The sequence below is a fragment of the Qingshengfaniella alkalisoli genome, assembly GCF_007855645.1.
Taxonomy (GTDB): domain Bacteria; phylum Pseudomonadota; class Alphaproteobacteria; order Rhodobacterales; family Rhodobacteraceae; genus Qingshengfaniella; species Qingshengfaniella alkalisoli.
This window is the reverse complement of record NZ_CP042261.1, coordinates 42,501-60,909: the sequence shown is the minus strand read 5'-3', so window position 1 is coordinate 60,909 and position 18,409 is coordinate 42,501. Positions and strand designations below refer to the sequence as shown.

Annotated in this window: 9 protein-coding genes, 1 tRNA gene, 2 rRNA genes and 2 pseudogenes (1 of these 14 running past the window's edge); 9 read left to right on the top strand and 5 right to left on the bottom strand. The window is 56.8% G+C overall.

The features are described from left to right. Positions 1-325: 325 nt before the first annotated feature. Positions 326-5,014 (top strand): hypothetical protein, encoded by a 4,689-nt coding sequence (locus FPZ52_RS00305; protein ID WP_146362632.1) that lies wholly within the window; start codon positions 326-328, stop codon positions 5,012-5,014. A 352-nt stretch (positions 5,015-5,366) separates the two neighbouring features. Here the strand turns inward: FPZ52_RS00305 and FPZ52_RS00300 are convergent, their stop codons facing one another. Then, positions 5,367-6,752: an IS1182 family transposase gene (locus tag FPZ52_RS00300; protein WP_146362630.1), complete on the bottom strand. Its 1,386-nt coding sequence runs from the start codon at positions 6,750-6,752 to the stop codon at positions 5,367-5,369. A 224-nt stretch (positions 6,753-6,976) separates the two neighbouring features. On the opposite strand from FPZ52_RS00300, the pseudogene FPZ52_RS00295 reads away from it, so the two are divergent. The 3 genes and pseudogenes from FPZ52_RS00295 to istB all read left to right on the top strand — a co-directional run. Further along, positions 6,977-7,237 (top strand): annotated as a pseudogene (locus FPZ52_RS00295) (Arm DNA-binding domain-containing protein); the annotation flags it as partial. Positions 7,238-7,375: 138 nt separating this feature from the next. Further along, entirely contained in the window at positions 7,376-8,905 is a 1,530-nt protein-coding gene (gene istA / locus FPZ52_RS00290) for an IS21 family transposase (protein ID WP_146362628.1), read from the top strand. After that, positions 8,895-9,686: pseudogene (gene istB, locus FPZ52_RS00285) on the top strand (IS21-like element helper ATPase IstB). Before istA ends, istB begins: the two are co-directional and overlap by 11 nt. Before the next feature lie 282 nt (positions 9,687-9,968). On the opposite strand, the gene FPZ52_RS00280 reads toward istB, so the two are convergent. Further along, a complete protein-coding gene (locus FPZ52_RS00280; protein WP_168201234.1) occupies positions 9,969-11,570 on the bottom strand; it encodes an SMP-30/gluconolactonase/LRE family protein in 1,602 nt (533 codons plus the stop codon). Between the two features lie 157 nt (positions 11,571-11,727). Here FPZ52_RS00280 and FPZ52_RS00275 point away from each other — a divergent pair, with 157 nt between their 5' ends. From FPZ52_RS00275 to FPZ52_RS00255, 5 genes are all read left to right on the top strand, one after another. After that, on the top strand, positions 11,728-12,642 hold the full coding sequence (locus FPZ52_RS00275; protein ID WP_168201233.1) for a TRAP transporter substrate-binding protein: 915 nt from the start codon (positions 11,728-11,730) through the stop codon (positions 12,640-12,642). A gap of 98 nt (positions 12,643-12,740) precedes the next feature. Continuing rightward, positions 12,741-13,319, top strand: coding sequence for a TRAP transporter small permease (locus FPZ52_RS00270; protein WP_146362621.1), 579 nt, complete (start codon positions 12,741-12,743; stop codon positions 13,317-13,319). Next, positions 13,316-14,602, top strand: a complete 1,287-nt coding sequence (locus tag FPZ52_RS00265) for a TRAP transporter large permease (protein WP_146362619.1) — start codon at positions 13,316-13,318, stop codon at positions 14,600-14,602. The genes FPZ52_RS00270 and FPZ52_RS00265 overlap by 4 nt, the downstream gene beginning before the upstream one ends. Positions 14,603-14,605: 3 nt before the next feature. Then, positions 14,606-15,778 carry a mandelate racemase/muconate lactonizing enzyme family protein gene (locus FPZ52_RS00260; protein ID WP_146362617.1) on the top strand — a complete coding sequence of 391 codons (1,173 nt, stop codon included), beginning with the start codon at positions 14,606-14,608 and terminating at the stop codon, positions 15,776-15,778. Positions 15,779-15,795: 17 nt separating this feature from the next. After that, positions 15,796-16,560 (top strand): SDR family NAD(P)-dependent oxidoreductase, encoded by a 765-nt coding sequence (locus FPZ52_RS00255; RefSeq protein ID WP_146362615.1) that lies wholly within the window; start codon positions 15,796-15,798, stop codon positions 16,558-16,560. Between the two features lie 234 nt (positions 16,561-16,794). Here the strand turns inward: FPZ52_RS00255 and FPZ52_RS00250 are convergent. From FPZ52_RS00250 to FPZ52_RS00240, 3 genes are all read right to left on the bottom strand, one after another. Further along, positions 16,795-16,871, bottom strand: a tRNA-Met gene (locus tag FPZ52_RS00250). A gap of 75 nt (positions 16,872-16,946) precedes the next feature. Further along, positions 16,947-17,061 (bottom strand): 5S ribosomal RNA (gene rrf, locus FPZ52_RS00245). 79 nt (positions 17,062-17,140) lie between these two features. Then, positions 17,141-18,409: ribosomal RNA gene (locus tag FPZ52_RS00240) — 23S ribosomal RNA — on the bottom strand (it continues 1,595 nt past the right edge of the window).

Below are 18,409 nucleotides of genomic sequence, written 5' to 3'. Positions count from 1 at the left end.
GCAGATACCACCAGAAAACGCTTGCAATGCAGGAGCCACCCACAGATGCCTTTTACCACAAGCCTGTTTGCGGCAATGCAGCTTCTCTGAAGCTGCCGTTCGACATATCGCGCAGCATTCGGGAACACACATGCACAGCCATGCTGCGATCAGTTGTGGATGCCCTCGGCTGACTTTTTCTGACGTAGAGCTTCGCGCCCCAGTACAAGACATTGAACAGCCTTCTGCCAAACCAACATTTCTGCGCGCTCTGGACTTTAGGCCAAGACAGTTCCATCGTCGCTCCGTTTCATCAGATGTCGGCATTGAACAAATAGGCTGTGATATGAATGAGTCGTCAACAAATGCGTCGGGCGAACCGTGTTTTCTTAACGACGAAGGGTGTGGTTCCGCCCCATTGACTGCGGCGTTAGACCATTTGCGGACGGCACTTCTTGCGCTGAAGCCCGATGGACAGGAGGGCTTCGAGGGATTGCTCGCTACCATACTCAGCAAAATCAGCGGGCAGGATTTTCGTTTAGCAAAATCCGGCCTGCAAAACGGTAAAGATGGTGAGACACTTGCCACTGCGAGCAATCACATTTCGTTCGAGGCAAAACTCTACAACTCGAAACTCAATGACAATGAGGTTTTGACCAAGATTACGAGGTTGATCGGCAGCAGCGCTCCGCCCGATGTGTGGGTTCTCGGCGCTACGGTCGGTGTCAGTACGCAATTGCTCGAACCGATGCAATCAGCCGTAGAAAGGAATGGCATTGGTCTGCTTGTTCTCGACTGGCCGAGCGCATCTACTGTTCCGCCTTTGGCGGCCGCATGTGCTCTAGCGACGCGAGAAACCTGCGCGTTTTTGCGGGATCACGCCAGTGACGCGATTAGCGTTCAAAATACTGAAGCCGCTCTCACTGTAATCCGGAAATCAGAAGTTTTTGGGGCCAATGCAGATCCTCTTGTCCGAGCACTTCAAGGACCCTCGCTGGCAGAGGCGAATGCAAGAAAGGCCAATGCAAAGTGGCACGAAGCATCCTTCGCGGACCGGTCGCGCGCCAAGGCACGCTTCGGTCAGGCTCTTGCGCCGAATGCGGCTGGACCGCTTCCACTTCGGCTGCGTTCTTCATTAGTGCGGCAGGTTCACCAGCACCTGATGACCGCCTCTTTACCCCAGATCGTGGCACTCGTTGGGGGAGAAGGACGCGGAAAAACCTGGCTGGCCGCTCAGAGTTGGCTTGAGCTTGACGACCGGCCAATGTTGGTCCTGCTTCCGGCAGCTGACCTCAAGCCGGTAGCTGCCTACGGAAGTTTTATGCCTTATCTCATCTCAAAACTAATCCAACAGACGGATGAGAGCGACACCGAAATAACCCGCAAGCGGTGGGAACGTAGACTGCAGCAGTGGAAGGAGCGGCCAAACGAGGCCTCACCTCGGTTCATTCTATGCGTGGATGGTCTCAACCAGCATCCTAGGTTTAATTGGCCGCGCTGGCTTGATGACGCCGCTACAGTTGTTGAAGACCTCGGTGGAGTTTTGATTATTACTGCGCGCGAAAGCTATTTTAATGAGCGTGTTCGCTCCTCCGTACATTCCAAGATCGCCACTGTGCGCGTCCCGGAATGGACGGAGACAGACTTGAAGGAGGTTCTCGCTGCGAAAGGCGTCGACGACCGAGAGATTAAGCCGGTCGTGTTAACCCAGCTCCGAAATCCCCGGATTCTCGGTATCGCCTTCGACCTGCTGGACAGGGTTGAAGTCCTTGATTTCAATGAGCTAAGCGTGGGCAGACTGCTCTTCGAGCATATCCGTATTGGCGCACGCGATGGAAACGCTGCCGAGCTGCCGGAGCAGTTCTCGAAGCGGTTGGCGCAACATGCGCAGACGATCATCGATCGCGTGAAACAGCAGCAGCTCGATGACAGATTGATCTTCGACCGCGCCGAAGACCAAGACGGTTACACTTTGAACGCTGACCTCCTCGCCGTCACCGCCGAGCATTTCTTCCAGCCGCTTCCGGAGGATTCCACGCTATATACTCTTGCCGATGACGGGCTTTCTCTGGCGTTGGGCCTCTCGATCATCAAGGCGCTGCAAAAGGCCGAGCGCAACGGACGCGATGTTGCGGATGCGCTGGACGAACTAATTGAACCGATCGCTGCCCTCGACAAGACCGCCGACGCGGTATTCTCTGGGGTTATGGTCTCCAGCATCGACGAGCAATGTTCGCTGGCGATCAGGCGCGCGCTGATTTGCGGCTTCCTGCGCCTCCAAAATATTGACGCGCACAACTACCCGGCGTTCGTCGCCCTTGCACGCAACGCGACGGATGCGGCGATGTGGGCCCTATTTGACATCTCAGCGACGACGTCGCGCTATGCGGCCAACAAAGACTGGCTCTCGGCGGCACTGCGCGAATGCCGTCACAAACCGGAATGCTGGTCTATCATCAGTACCCATGTGTCGAACTGGCTTCGTTCGTATTCGCTCGATCCGAAACTTGGGGTGATGAGCACCCCTGGAAACGATAGCGCCGATATGATCGCCAAGGACACCGAGAAGAGAAAGCAGGTGCTTGAGCAAAAAATGGCGGAGCTGTCGGCGGCGGAGCGAGAATTTCTTGAAAAGAATATGCTTAAGCGTGCGGACTACGAGCCATCGCTCCTCTGGGAGGATGCGTTCGAGATGCTGGCAGGGATGCCACTGACGGGCTTTGCCGAGCAGCTTGTCGCGTGCAGCTTCTCGAGCGCCCTCAATTCGAGTTTCCAAACTCCATATGACGAGTATCTGGCCCTGATCCGGTTTAATCGTCACGATTGGCATGAGACGCGGCAGCAGCTCCTTAAGACGTCCGATTTTCTCGCCCAAGACGACACGTCACGCACAGGCCAATGGGCGCTGGTGGCGATTTTGCGTGGTACCAGCACGCTCGAAGATGCCGAACGAGAGGAGCAACTCGTCGAGGCGCTCACGAGGGATCGGGAGAAGTTCGACGGTTGGCGGCTCGTCGAAAAGTATTGCGACACCGACCCCTGCGACCCTGCATCCTCAAAGCCGGAAAACATCGATGGAACGGCCGACCGATACGCGCAAGTCAAGGTAGACGACGTGTCACGCCACCGCTCCATGGGTCAGGAAGATCATTTTGTGAGAGATGCGCTTCCGGGGCTGGCTCGGTTCAGGCCTGAAGTAGCCATTGAGACACAGCGCAAGATCGCGCGGTCCATTGTCATGCGCGGAACCCCGGAGCTTATGTTGGGCATCACCTCGCTCGAGCGGCATTGCGCGTCGCTGAAACCCGAGACGGTCTGCAAACTCGTAGAGATCGCGAATACGCTCAGTTCGCCACGCGAAGCGGAATCGAGAGACTCTCGCGACGACTGGATCGCGTCACAATATGCGATCCAGATCGCGTTTCCACATTTGGACGGCGATGCCCAACTCGACGTTCTGGTCGGCTTGCCTCCTCACGGCCCGCCTTTGCTCAAGCTGGCTGAGGTACTCAAACCGGCGACGCCGGAGAAGCTGGAGCGCGCGTTGGATCAGGCGATGCAATCTGGCGAGCATAACCGGGCGCTCTCCGCTCTGCTGTTTGCACGGCATTCAGGCACGGCTCTAACCGATCGCAGCCGAATTCTGATCGGCCAACTCGCAGAACACGAGCGTTCGGCGGTGCGCGCCAAGGCAATGGACATAATCGCGCATTTGAAAGACACCGATCTTATCGAAGGCATCGCGATCACCGGATGGAATGCAAACTTGCTCGATCCGCGAAAAAACTACTTCGAGATTTGGTACGGCTCTCTGATTGTCATCAACGCAGCCGAGCAAGGTGTGATCTGCGTCGATGAGGCATTGGACAGGATTAGCCCGCCCATCTACAGCGCAGCAGCAGAGGCGCTCGGAGAGGCGTGCCACGCGGCGATTGCTGCGCGCCTCACATCAGCCGTCAGAAGAGCGCTTGATATCGAACTCCCGTTCTCCCCTCCGGCCGTCGAACAGAACATGGACGCGGCAGGTAGTGCGATTCCGCCGCTCCTTTCGCTGGCGGAGCCGGAAGACGTCTTAGGTCCCGAAGCGTTCTTCAAGCGTATGTCCGAAACGCCGGAAGATTTTGAAGCGCGGCAACGGCAGGGATGGGAAGCGTTCAATCGGTTTGAGACTGCGCTTACGAAGGAGAAGGCGCGGCTCATCGCGGAGGACGTGGGCTTTGCAGCAGTCGATGCGTGCGTTTCGGTATCGCGAGAGCATTACGTCAGTTTAGCCCAGGAGCTTCTTCGTGTGGATGATCGCAAGCTGGCGCATGTCCAGAACTTCGCATTGATGCTGGCACGGTCGATTTCCCACCACGACCTGACGCTCGCCAGCAGATTGTTTGCCCGCCTGTCAGGCAGGCGGGCTTTCGTAGCCCTTGTGTCCGGCCTGTCGGAGGTGCCTCTTGAGGCAATCTGTGTATGGAAGAGCGCCGACGGCGGTGGGATTGATGATCTGCGAACTCAGCGGCTGGACCGTGCGGCGAGTGACCATCAGTTGGCGCAGGAAGTGCTGGCGGCACTCATGGCAGGGCAGATGAAATTCCTCGAAAATTTTGCTCGCAAAAGCCTCGAACGCCCGGAGCCTGCCATCAACGCGCGTGCGCTCATGGTGCTCGGCTTCGGGGTGGAATCTCCAGTCTCCGAAGCGCTCCTCAATAAATATTTAGACGCAAATGGCCTGATCGGCCGGGCGGCGAAATCAGCTCGCTTCGCGTATGATCGCAATAGCTGGGCGAAGTATTGGTATGAGAAGATGAGTACCACGGACTCTGCCGAGGATTTCTGGGCGCTCAGCGCGCTATTTCTCAAGATCGTGGATGCGCGTTTTGGTTTGTGGGAGGGAAGCGTCTCGCGCACGGGCACAGCGATGCCGAGGTTCGCACCGAGCATCAAGAACCGGTTGGAGAACCGAGCAAAAACTTGGAAGGCAAAACGCGAAAAGACGCTATGCGGAGAAAAGGTCCCAGGGGAAGTCTACATGGTGCTCGGTTGAACCAGCGTGGCCGCGTGTCGGGGTCAATCACCTGAGCGCAGGTGGCAAATTGGCGATCGCTTGGTCGACCGGGAAAACTCAAAGATGCACTTCAAACGTACTGGCATTAAATTGTCCATGACTGGCCAGCAGCCAAAGAGGTCAAGATCATGGTCATCGATCTCGCGAGACGGGGCGAGCGATCAAACACCTGAACTTTGAATTTAGAACGGCGTGAATGACCGCTATGTGGTCACCGAGGCATTATGTTCGCGCATGCAGAGAATTTCTGGAATCCGCCCATTCTGTGGAAAAACATCTACTTGCAACCGCAGAAATTCTTGGGTCATGAGGTCCGCGACTGCCACTTCTGTCAGGCGTTTCGCGTTTTCTGCGGTGCAGGAAAGATCTTGGCCAGTTTGCGGAGGTTTTGGGCGGTTGCGGCGAGTAGAAATTCGTCGTTTGCCCCGCATGGGCCACGTAATCGGAGCCGACCAAGGCAGAGAATACGTTTGAGGTGTGCGAAGAGCATTTCGACCTTCTTTCGGAGCTTCATCGCAATCACGTATTCATCGGTCTTGGCTAAATCCCTGGCAACTTGGCGAGCATCTTCGTGTTCTTCACGGGTGATCGCTCTGGCGTCTGCGTTGGGGCAGCACTTCGATTTGGATGGACAGACCTGACAGGTCAGTTTCAGCGCACGATACTTTGCGGTGCCCTTGCCGGTCGGCCCCCGGTTTGGATCAGAATAGTTGCGGCGAAACTGCTTGAGCGCGTGACCCTCGGGGCAGATGTATTGATCGTTTTCAGCATCCCAGTCGAAATCTGTGCGCGTCCAGGTGCCGTCTGGGCGTCCGGCCTTGTCGATCACTGGGATGTAAGGGTCGATCTTGCGATCCACGAGCCGGCCGAGCATCGGGCCCGAGCCGTAGGCGGTGTCGGCGATCATCCAGTCGGGGACCAGGTCGAATTTGTCTTTCACCCGTGTCAGCATCGTCTGGGTCGATCCGACCTCGGCTTGCCGGATGGACCGGGTGGGTTCCACATCCAAGATGACACCGTGATCTGTGTCGATCAGGTAATTGTCGGAATAGCTAAAGAAAGCAGGACCCTTCCGCGCCGCCGTCCACTGACTGGCCGGGTCCGAATGCGAGGTGAACTTAGGCTGGACCTCGCTGGTGGCACCAAATGCAGCCTCGTCCAGCGTGTCGAGATACTCTCGCACCGCACGGGGCGCGTCGGTCAAGTCGATCGTCGATGCATCCCAGTCCTCCTTCGGCGTCGAGTTCTGCTTGTTCGCATCCGCCTCGATCAGGCTGGCGTCGACCGCCATGCGCTGGCCGCTGACCAAACCTTCCGCGATGCAGCGCGCGACGGTTGTCTCAAAGAAATGCCGTAGCAACTCGCTGTCGCGGAAACGACCATGTCTGTTCTTTGAAAACGTCGAATGATCCGGGACCCGGTCACTCAGGTCAAGTCGGCAGAACCAGCGATAGGCCAGGTTCAGATGCACCTCTTCGCACAGCCGACGCTCAGACCGGATGCCGAAGCAATACCCGACCAACAGCATACGGATCAGCAGTTCGGGATCGACGGATGGCCGCCCCGTGTGGCTGTAGAACTCCGCGAGGTAGGCACGGATTTCGGTTAAATCAACAAAACGATCGATGGAGCGCAGCAGGTGGCCCTGCGGGACGTGATCTTCAATCGAGAACTCGTAGAACAGTGCGCCTTGCGCCTCTTGCTTCGGTCCCAACATCGCAGTTCCCCCCCACAGAATAAGGAAATTGAATCAGCGACCCGACCTCAAATCAACAATAGTTTTTCAACAGAATAAGCCCATTCAGCCCTAATCTGCATGGGTGGCACGCCCTACTCGCTTTCATCGCCACCCTGCGCCACCCCTCCACCCGTTCTTCCTGACATCTCTTGATCGCGGCGCAAATCTACGCGTCATGTCAGAGACGATGGAGGATAAGTTGCATGCCCAACAGAGTGCGATTGAACGAAAAGTCAGTTCGGATGGCAGTACCCGCCGAGGGACGCGACTACCAGATCTTCGACACGGAAACGCGGGGGTTCGCGGTCTGCATCTACCGCTCCGGCAGCCGCGCGTTCACGCTGGATTACCGGAGCGCTGGGCGCCAGCGGCGGATGACCATCGGGCGCTGGCCGGAATGGTCGGCGACTGCGGCGCGGGAGCGGGCGAAGGATCTGCGCCGCGAGATCGATGCCGGGGGTGAAGTATCTGCTCGTGGCCGCGCAGATTGTTGATTTCCGCTGAGAAGTGACCCGGTAGCCCACAATAGTTTCACTGAGAATTGACCCATGTGGACACGTTGTCCCTGACGATTTTGGTCGGGGAGATATGGAGTGATCGGCATGGGATTTTTGAGTGTTATTCGACGCTGGGCATTGCGTGACAAAGTGCCAATCCGCGAGATTTCCCGGCGCACGGGCCTGTCTCGCAACACCATCAGAAAGTATCTTCGCGAAGGCGCTGTAGAGGCGAAGTTTAAGACGCCATCTCGGCCGAGCAAGCTGGACCCGTACGCGGACCGTCTATCTGTTTGGTTGCTGGCGCAGACGCGGAAGCCGCGCAAAGAGCGCCGTACCGTGAAGCAAATGCATGCCGATCTGGTCAAGCTTGGCTATGACGGCTCCTATGGTCGCGTGGCGGCGTTCGCTCGGGCCTGGCAGTCGGATCGACACCGGGCAGAGCAGACGACGGGACGCGGCACATTCGTGCCCTTGGTATTCCAGCCCGGCGAAGCGTTCCAGTTCGACTGGAGCGAAGACTGGGCGAACATTGGCGGCGAGCGGATCAAGCTGCAGGTCGCTCATATCAAGCTGTCGCACAGCCGGGCCTTTTTGGTGCGAGCCTACCCGCTGCAAACCCACGAGATGCTGTTCGACGCCCACTGGCACGCATTCCGCGTCTTCGGCGGCGTACCGGGGCGAGGCATTTACGACAATATGAAGACGGCGGTGGATCGGGTTGGCCGCAGCAAACAGCGGGACGTCAACGCACGTTTCAGGGCCATGGCCAGCCACTACGTTTTTGAGCCCGAGTTCTGTAACCCCGCCGCTGGTTGGGAGAAAGGTCAGGTCGAGAAGAACGTGCAAGATGCGCACAACCGCATGTGGCAAGTCATGCCTGTCTTCAAGGATCTGGATGAATTGAACCAATGGTTGGAGGATCGCTGTTTGGCCCTTTGGGCGGAAACGGCGCATCAGACGTTACCCGGCTCCATCGCTGACGCTTGGAACGCTGAGAAGCCTACCTTGATGGCGCTGCCACCGGCCTTTGATGGGTTTGTCGAGCACAGCAAGCGGGTATCGCCGACATGCCTCATTACCTTCGAGCGCAATCGGTACAGCGTTCCCGCCAGCTTTGCCAACCATCGTGTCAGTTTACATGTCTATCCAGATCGGCTGGTCGTCGTGGCAGAGGGCCAAACCGTATGCAGGCACCATCGGATCATCGACCGAACACATCGCAAACCGAGTAAAGTCGTTTACGATTGGCGCCACTACCTGGCTGTTGTCCAGCGCAAATCTGGCGCCTTACGCAATGGCGCACCGTTCACAGAGATGCCTGAAGCCTTCCGCCGTCTGCAGGATACCATGTTGCGCAAAGAGGGCGGTGACCGGGAGATGGTCGATATCCTGTCCTTGGTCCTGCATCATGACGAGGCCGCCGTTCTATGTGCCGTAGAACTGGCACTTGAAGCTGGCGTGCCTACCAAGACGCATATCCTGAACCTGCTCCACAGGCTGATCGACCGCAAATCAACCAATCATCCCGAGGTCGACACACCAGATGCCCTGTCCTTGGAAACGGCGCCAAAGGCCAACGTCGACCGCTATGACGCTCTGAGACAGGCTGGAGAAAATCGCCATGCGTCATGACCCTGCAGGCGCCTCAATCGTGATCATGCTACGCAGCTTAAAGCTGCATGGCATGGCGCAGGCCGTCGATGATCTGGTCGCCCAGGGCGCTCCAGCGTTCGAGGCCGCAACGCCGATGTTGTCCCAGTTGCTCAAGGCCGAGATGGCAGAACGAGAAGTGCGCTCCATCGCCTATCACACGAAGGTGGCCCGCTTTCCGTCTTACAAGGACCTCGCGGGCTTTGACTTCAAATCCAGCGAGATCAATGAAGCCACCGTCCGGCAGTTGCACCGTGGCGCGTTCATGGAAAACGCCGAGAATGTCGTCCTGATCGGCGGACCGGGCACCGGCAAAAGCCACATCGCAACGGCCATCGGCGTCCAGGCCATCGAGCATCACAGGTGCAAAGTGCGCTTCTACTCGACCGTGGAACTGGTCAACGCGCTGGAACAGGAAAAGGCGCTCGGAAAGGCCGGCAGAATGGCCGAGATGCTCACCAAGATTGACTTGGTCATTCTTGACGAGCTCGGCTACCTGCCGTTCAGCTCATCAGGCGGCGCGTTGCTGTTCCACCTCCTGGGCAAACTATATGAGCGCACCAGTGTGATCATAACCACGAACCTCAGCTTCTCCGAATGGGCTCAGGTCTTCGGCGACGCGAAGAGGACAACAGCCCTCTTGGACCGGCTCACTCACCGCTGCCACATTCTGTAAACCGGCAACGACAGCTACCGCTTCAAGGCCAGCTCCGAGGCCGCAAGGAAAACGCGAAAGGAGGCCCAGGCATTGACCGTCAAATAGTCGCTGATACATAAACAAGCGTGGGTCAAATCTCGGTGAAAATACCGCGTCACTTCTCAGCGGAAATCAACACAGGGGTATTTCCGGGCAGCGGACGGATATTTCGCGGCGGAGCATACGTCGCTTTGGGGTGCGAAGGTCGGGTGATATCTGAATAGGCAATTCCACCATTCTAGGATAGAGAATGGCCAGCCTTCCGGTTCGAAAAGCGGGAACCAATTTCGAATGCTGCTTATAGCATCACGATAGAAACGAGGCTCAAATATAAGAGATCGTTGATGATCACTTTGACAGCGGAACTGCGAAGGTTCCACCGGCCTTAGGAAATCTTGCCGTATCCGTTTCCGATAACCGAACACGTGCCGACGTTACGATAAGCCTGTCATTTTCACCATCATACACGAGCCCAGAAGGTCGCGGGACCGGTACGGAATATGAACTGATAGTCCGACCAATTGAGTCGATCTGCAGCACAGCACCGCCATCCCAGTGGCAGGTGAAGAACGTGCCGTCCGGACCTGGTGCAAGACCGCTGGGCCTTCCGTCGCAATCTTCCAACAGGGTAATACGCTCCCTAAGGGTAGCAGCCCCAATATCAGCGTCATAGTCGAAAACGCATAGCAGTTTTTCCATCGAGTCCACGACAAACATCCGCTCGTAATCAGGAGAGAAAGAAATACCGTTCGGCAGACTAAAGCCCGGCAGGCTTATTGGCGATGCATCCAGATCATCATACCGGTGCAGCAATCCTGTGCTGCGTGACACGGCCATATCCATTGCGCCAAGCCAAATGCGACCTACCGGATCCAACGCGCCGTCGTTATATCTAAAACCGGGAGGTAGTCCCGAGACCCTGCGTTGCCAAGTCTCGTTCCCACTGCCATCAAGCAACGCAAGCCGCGTCTGCTGTGCTAGCAGCATCCGTCCTGGCCCAAGGCGTAGAAGAGCTCCGGCAACTTCGGTTTGGTTTAGACAAACGGGCTCTTCACCCGCGCGATCCAGGCGATACAAAGACGGGCCCAGAATATCTATCCAGAACAATCGCTCATCATCGAAACAGGGATTGTCTCCAATCAGGCATTGGCTATCGGCAATTAAATCTACACCGTCCAAATCATTCGAAATCGCCAGAGTAGGCAAAGAAATATCGAAGGGGTAGCCGCCCCGGGCTTCTGAGATGTCCCGGGCGGCTTGAACGACTGCAGAGCCAAGCGCATGCAGAGACGCCTGCGCATCCCCATATAGGCATACAGCCCCAACGGCGCGCCCTGAAATATCGAAGATGGGAGCTGCAACTCCCATGTTTCCGCTCTCATTCGCAAGGGTGTCGACAGCATAAAACCGAGAGCGGACCACTCCCAAAGTCGATTTGAGCTGGCGAGGATCATCCACATCAAGATCTTTCTGACGCCGGTCTAGGTCAGACCAGTCCCCATATGCGAGGATCGCAAGCCCTCCAGCACATTGGGTTACGGATCGAACCATTCCAACTTGCCATCCGTGCCCACCACGCTGCCCTTCTACTAGATCAATGCAACTCGCCCAGCCTCCCGAGCGGACCATGAGCAGCGCAGTAGCACCCGTCTCTTGCGCAAGCCTTGTCAATTCATTGCGCGAACCACCTCGAAGGTCTGTATCGCTCCAGATGCCCTGCGCAAGAGCAAGCAGCTTGGGTCCGAAAGTAATCCGGCGCGTCGAATCATCCAGCTTTAGAAACCCTTCTTCGGTTAGCGCGGCGACCATTCGATAGGCTGTGGGGCGAGACAAACCGGATGCTGCAACCAGATCGCGCATTTCCGCGCCACCCGGTCGATCTTTAACGATATCCAATAAATTTAATGCCTTACGAAGAGAATCTGCACCCTTAGTTTCAACTGTCGCCATGCAGCCCTCCCGCAAGCTCCACAAAAAGCGTTGCCAACTGTCAGTCGGCCCAATATGTCTCATATTACGGACATTTTGTCTACTATATGGACATTCTTGGGAGGATGCAATGCGAATCTATCAAATGGGCCTATTCGCCGCCCTACTCGGCTTGGCTGTGACACCCGTTCAGGCGCGCGATCTTGTGGTCGCCTCGGCGGATCCCGTCGGCTCTCTAAAGGATCGAATGTGCCAGCAGTTTGTTGACGGCGTGGCAGAAGAGCTTCCCGAGGTCTCGCTCAACTACGTTCAAGGTGAAGCGCTCGGCTCGGCCAAGTCGGTTATGGAACAACATGTCTCCGGCACCATCGACATATTCTGCAACGAGCTTGTCTGGTTCGCCAACTACGTGCCGGACATGCAGATTCTTGGCTGGGGCCTCACGTTCCGCGATCAACAGCACATGAAAAACTTCATCGAAAGTGAACTCTTCGATCCGCTCGAAGACGAAGCGATTGCCGCCGGAGTCAGAATTCTTGCCGGGCGCCCAACCCAGCCACGTATGCTCTTCACTAAAACGCCGGTTAGCGGAATCGAAGACCTGCAGAACGTCAAAATGCGCGTCCCGCAGCTGAAATCCTATCTCGAGCTTTGGACAGCGGTCGGGACGCAACCAACTCAGGTCGCTTGGGCGGAAGTCTATCTTGCTCTCAACACTGGCGTCGTCGTGGCGGCAGAGGGGCCGCCAACAGACGCGGGCAAGCAGAATTTCGAGAAGGTGGCTCCCTACGTCACCAGAACCGACCACCTTTACTCGACTGTCCACATCTCAATCACCGAACGCGCATGGTCGGAGTTCACCGAAGTCGAACAAGCCAAGATGACCGAACTCGCAACTGCCGCCACTGACTGGGGCCTGGCGGCTGCTACGGAAGAGGTTGAGACGGTTTTGGCCGGTTTCGAGGAAGAAGGCGCGACCGTGTCGGACATCGACATCAAGCCCTTTCAGGACAAGGTCGCCGGAGCGGTTGAGCGCATGGAGTCTGAAGGCCTGTGGAGCGAAGGCCTGTGGGAAAAAATCCAAGGTCTTTGATCCTACGGCAAAGACACGGCCGGCCGCACGAACGGCCGGTTCCTTTCCGAAATCCCGCGCCGCCTGCAAGGCGCGCCAGAACACAGGAGAAGCGTTGCATGTCTAGGCAACATCTCTGCCGGTCCGGGTTGCAATTGGTCGGCCGGATCGAACTCGCGATGACAGTCCTGACGCTGTTGGCCATCGTGACCATCATGCTTAGCCAGGTCTTTTCGCGCTACCTGCTGGGTCGGCCGCTGATCTGGGCTGAAGAACTAGCAACCTACCTACTGATCTGGCTGGCTTTCCTTGCGGCATCGGTCACCTACAAGATGCGCCGACACATTGCGATCCGAACCTATGACGGTTTTGCACCGGCCCGTGTGCGTAGGGTCGCAGACTCCATCATCAACTTAATTATCGCCGCCGTTTTGGTGACGGTGATTTTCTATATTCCTGATGCAATGCGTACTGAGCGCCTGCAATCTACTGTCGGACTCCCAGTGTCCATACACTTGCACTGGTTCTTTACCGTGCCGACCCTCGTGTCCTTTCTCTCGATGACAGCGACGGCGATATTCTACGCTGTCGACGCGACAATGGGTGGCGACGCGCCGATACTCGGCACCATCCCTGACCCGTCACTTTCGGATGCTATCATGGGTGAAGAGCTTATTGTTGCGGAGGAACGCAGATGAGCGCTCTCCTCCTTATGCTTATCATCTTCGCAGTGCTTCTACTGCTGGAGGTGCCAGTTGCCTTTGCCATGCTTGCGTCATCAGTGGCCTACATGCTCATCGACGGAATCTTCCCTGTCACTATCATCATCCAGCGCATGGCCCCTGGCCTCGAGAGCTTTCCGTTCCTCGCGATTCCGACATTTATCCTCGCGGGCAATCTGCTCAACCAAACGGGGGTTGCCGAACGGATTTTTGCCTTTGCGCTTGCGCTTGTCGGCCATATTCGAGGTAGCCTCGCGCACGTAAACGTCATGGCCAGCATCATCTTTGCAGGCGTATCGGGCGTGGCCGCCGCCGATGCGGCTGGGCTTGGCGCCATCGAGGTGCGGGCCATGAAGAAGGCAGGTTTCACGGCAGAGTTCAGCGCAGCTATCACGGCTGCCTCCTCGATTATCGGGCCAATAATTCCGCCCAGCGTGGTTATGGTAATCTATGCCGTCATGGCCCAAGTCTCGATCGCAGACATGTTTCTGGCGGGTATTCTGCCCGGTCTTATGATGGGCGCGGCACTGATGATCACCGTCTACTGTTTGGCGGTAACGGGTCGGATTACAGCACCGGTACGGCCCCGAACTCAAGTTCCTGAAATCGGCCATGCCTTTCTCCGGGCACTGCCCGCCATCGCCGCGCCTGTTCTGCTGGTGGGCGGTCTGCTGCTTGGAATAGCGACCCCGACCGAGCTTGGCGCGCTTACCTGCTTTTACGCAGTCGTTCTCGGACTTACCTATCGCTCACTCGACTGGAACCGGCTGTATTTCGCTCTTCGCGAGACCATCGTCTCCTGCGGCATGATCCTGTTCATGATCGCGGTGGGCATACCGTTCAGCTGGATCATCGCTGTCAACAACTTACCCTCCTTGCTGACTGAAAGCATCCTCGGCATAAGCTCCGACCCGCTAACAGTCCTACTGATCATCAGTGCAGGACTCTTCATTGCCGGAATGGTTATGGAGCCGACACCGATCCTGCTGATCGCGGTGCCAATGGTCTATCCACTGATCCAGACAGTGGGGATAGATCCTATCCACTTCGGCGTCGTCGTGGTTATTAACGTCGTTATAGGCATCACCACTCCGCCGGTTGGCATGATCCTGTTCATCATGATGGATGTAGCCAAGGTATCGATGGGTCGTCTGGTGCTAGCGATTCTCCCCTTCTACGTGCCCCTATTCCTCGTACTCGGGCTGCTAATAGTGTTTCCCCCGCTTACCACCTTTCTTCCAAACCTCGTCGGAGATTAATTCATGACCGTCACGCTCGAAAGCCTCCGGGCGATCCCGTTAACCGCAAGTTTTGCGGCCATATACGGCGGCGAAGACCGCATTCCTGACGAGATTCGACATCCTGCGAGCCATTTCCAAGCCATCCCCCGCGTCGGCCAATACTGCACGCTTGTGATTGCACGAACCTCGGATGGTGCCGAAGGGCTTGGCGAATGCTTTGGGCTGCCCACTCCCTACCCCGCCGCCGAAATTATCAACCGCGTGATTGCTCCCACCCTGACTGGTCAGCAGATAGGTAATCCGTCGCAAATGGCTGCCGCACTGCGACGCTTCTTTCTGGCGTTGGGGCATTCCCGCGGTCCCGCGATGGAGGCGCTGAGTGGAGTCGACATTGCTCTTTGGGACTTACTTGCTAGGCGTGAAGGCAAAACTCTGTCGGCATTTCTCGGCTCGGAGCCGAAGGCCATACCAACCTATGTGAGCCCCGTGCCGTTTCTTGCGACACCTGAGCAATCGGCGGCGGCTGCTCGCGGACTCGTCGGCAGTTTCGGAGGTCTTAAGCTTAAAATCGGTCGCAAGCACCCTGCCGAGGACATTGCTCATGTGCATGCAGTTCGTGAGGCGCTGGATCCGGCGCGGCGGCTCATGCTAGATGCTAATTGCGGCTATGATGCGGTTGGTGCACGCGCACTGGTGGCCGGGATTGAGGGGCTGGACATCGCCTGGCTAGAAGAGCCGATGCCCCCCGAAGAAACCGATGCCCTGCGTGAACTTGCAGGAGCGACGTCGATACCCTTGGCAGGCGGTGAGAACGAGTTCACAACCGAAGCCCTTGCACGTCTGATGGACAGCACCGGTATCCGCATAGTTCAGCCCAACATCACCCGGATCGGAGGGGTATCTGCGATGCGCGATCTCGACATGCTCGCCGCAGAACGAAATGCCGAGATCGCACCGCACGGGGTCGGCGGCAGCATAGCCGTCGCTGCAACTCTCCAGGTTGCGGCAGCGTTGCAAACTGTGACGGTGTTCGAGGTGAACCGTCTTCCGAACCCATTGCGTGACGGGCTAGGCGCGCAAATATCCTTCGATGTTTCCGGCCTGGCGTCTCCGCCAGAAGGCCTAGGACATGGCATTACTTTGCAAGATTCTGACTACCAAGTCTTTGCCGAAACCGGGAAATTCGCAGCGTGAAGAAAGCAGACAGTGAAATGACTTCCAAACAAGACTATCCAGGTTCGCTGTGCGGCAAAACCGCAATCGTCACTGGTTCGGGGCGCGGTATCGGGCGCGGCATTGTCTCTGCCTTGCACGCGCGGGGCGCACAAGTGGCGGTCGTCGACATCGATCCCGCAACCAGCGCCGAAACAGCGACCGTGTTGGGAGACCGCACTATAGCGATCACGGCCGATGTTTCCTCCTCAGCTGCAGTGAAAGAGATGGTCGAACAGGTTGTTGATCGTTTCGGAGGAATTGATATTCTCGTAAACAACGCAGGCATCGATCGCGCGATCCCTATTCTCGACATGTCCGAAGAAGAATGGGATCGACTGATGAACATAAATCTCAAGAGTGTCTTCCTCTGCACCAAGGCGGTACTGCCGTCGATAATCGAACGGGGCGGCGGCTGCGTGATCTCGACGTCTTCGATCGTCGCCCGGCAAGGCGCAATGAATGGGGGCATCCATTATGCAGCCTCCAAAGGAGCGATCCTGGCCTTTACCAAGACTTTGGCGCGCCAGATGGCAAACAAAGGCATTCGCGCGAACGCCATCGCTCCGGGAGTAGTTGACACGGACCTGATCCGGGAGCACATGCCCGAAGATGTCCGAGAGAAAGTCATGTCCGCGATCCCGGTCGGCCGACTGGCGCAGACTGAAGAAATTGGCGGATTGGTCGCTTACCTTGTATCTGACGAAGCAAGGTACATTACCGGCGCGACATTCGATATTAACGGCGGCTTCTGGATAGGTTAATCAGGGTCAAATTTGCTCGACCGCCCAGTGCACGAAGACGCCCTTGAATGCCTTCGTCTTCGTCAAACTGGTCGATCCGTGCTCCTGAGCGTACCGAAGAGTCAGAGGCGCCGATGGCGCGCTACCCCGTCCAGCGGGTTCGTCGAATGTTGATGTGGTGTTGAGTTGAATTGCGGACAAGCAAAAAGCCCCGCGAAATGCGAGGCGTAAGGCTTTGGTATTGTTTGGTATTTTTGGTTGCGGGAGTAGGATTTGAACCTACGACCTTCAGGTTATGAGCCTGACGAGCTACCGGGCTGCTCCATCCCGCGCCATTGCTGCGTTGTTTTTTTTTGCAGCTGATGTGGATTTGAACATCGTTAGAGAGATTTGTGGCTTTTTTCTAGGTTTGGCGATGACCTACTCTCCCACGTCTTGAGACGCAGTACCATCGGCGCGACAGTGCTTAACTGCCGAGTTCGGGATGGGATCGGGTGTTTCACTTGCGCTATGATCACCAAACCGAGGAAAAAGCCATTATTTCCAAGTCATGTACACTATGTTTTGTGTATGCTTTTGACCAGTCTTGCTTTTACTGGATCAAATCAAGCCTATCGGACAATTAGTACCGGTCAACTGAACGCATTGCTGCGCTTACATCTCCGGCCTATCGACGTGGTGGTCTACCACGGTCCTCAGGGATACCTTGTTTTGAGGGGGGCTTCCCGCTTAGATGCCTTCAGCGGTTATCCTTTCCGATCATAGCTACCCAGCACTGCCATTGGCATGACAACTGGTCCACCAGTGGATCGTTCACCCCGGTCCTCTCGTACTAGGGGCAACTCCTCTCAAGTATCCTACACCCACGGCAGATAGGGACCGAACTGTCTCACGACGTTCTAAACCCAGCTCACGTACCTCTTTAAACGGCGAACAGCCGTACCCTTGGGACCTGCTCCAGCCCCAGGATGAGATGAGCCGACATCGAGGTGCCAAACGGTGCCGTCGATATGGACTCTTGGGCACCATCAGCCTGTTATCCCCGGCGTACCTTTTATCCGTTGAGCGATGGCCCTTCCACTCGGGACCACCGGATCACTATGGCCGTCTTTCGACTCTGCTCGACTTGTCAGTCTTGCAGTCAGGCTGGCTTCTGCCATTGCACTCAACGAGCGATTTCCGACCGCTCTGAGCCAACCTTCGCGCGCCTCCGTTACGCTTTAGGAGGCGACCGCCCCAGTCAAACTACCCGCCACACAGGGTCCCGGATCCGGATAACGGACCGCGGTTAGACAACAAGCGAGCGAAGGGTGGTATCTCAAGGGAGGCTCCACCGCGACTGGCGTCACGGTTTCAAAGCCTACCACCTATCCTGCACATCGCTGGCCTGTTGCCAGTGTGAAGCTGTAGTAAAGGTGCACGGGGTCTTTCCGTCTAACCGCGGGAAGCCTGCATCTTGACAGGCAATTCAATTTCGCTGAGTCGATGTTGGAGACAGCGGGGAAGTCGTTACGCCATTCGTGCAGGTCGGAACTTACCCGACAAGGAATTTCGCTACCTTAGGACCGTTATAGTTACGGCCGCCGTTTACCGGGGCTTCAGTTCGGAGCTCTCACTCCTCCCTTTAACCTTCCGGCACCGGGCAGGCGTCAGACCCTATACGTCGTCTTGCGACTTCGCAGAGCCCTGTGTTTTTAGTAAACAGTCGCCACCCCCTGGTTTGTGCCCCCAGCCACTAGTTGCCTAGAAACCGGGCCTCCTTCTCGCGAACTTACGGAGGTATTTTGCCGAGTTCCTTCAACATCGTTCTCTCAAGCGCCTTGGTATTCTCTACCAGTCCACCTGTGTCGGTTTCGGGTACGGTCTGATG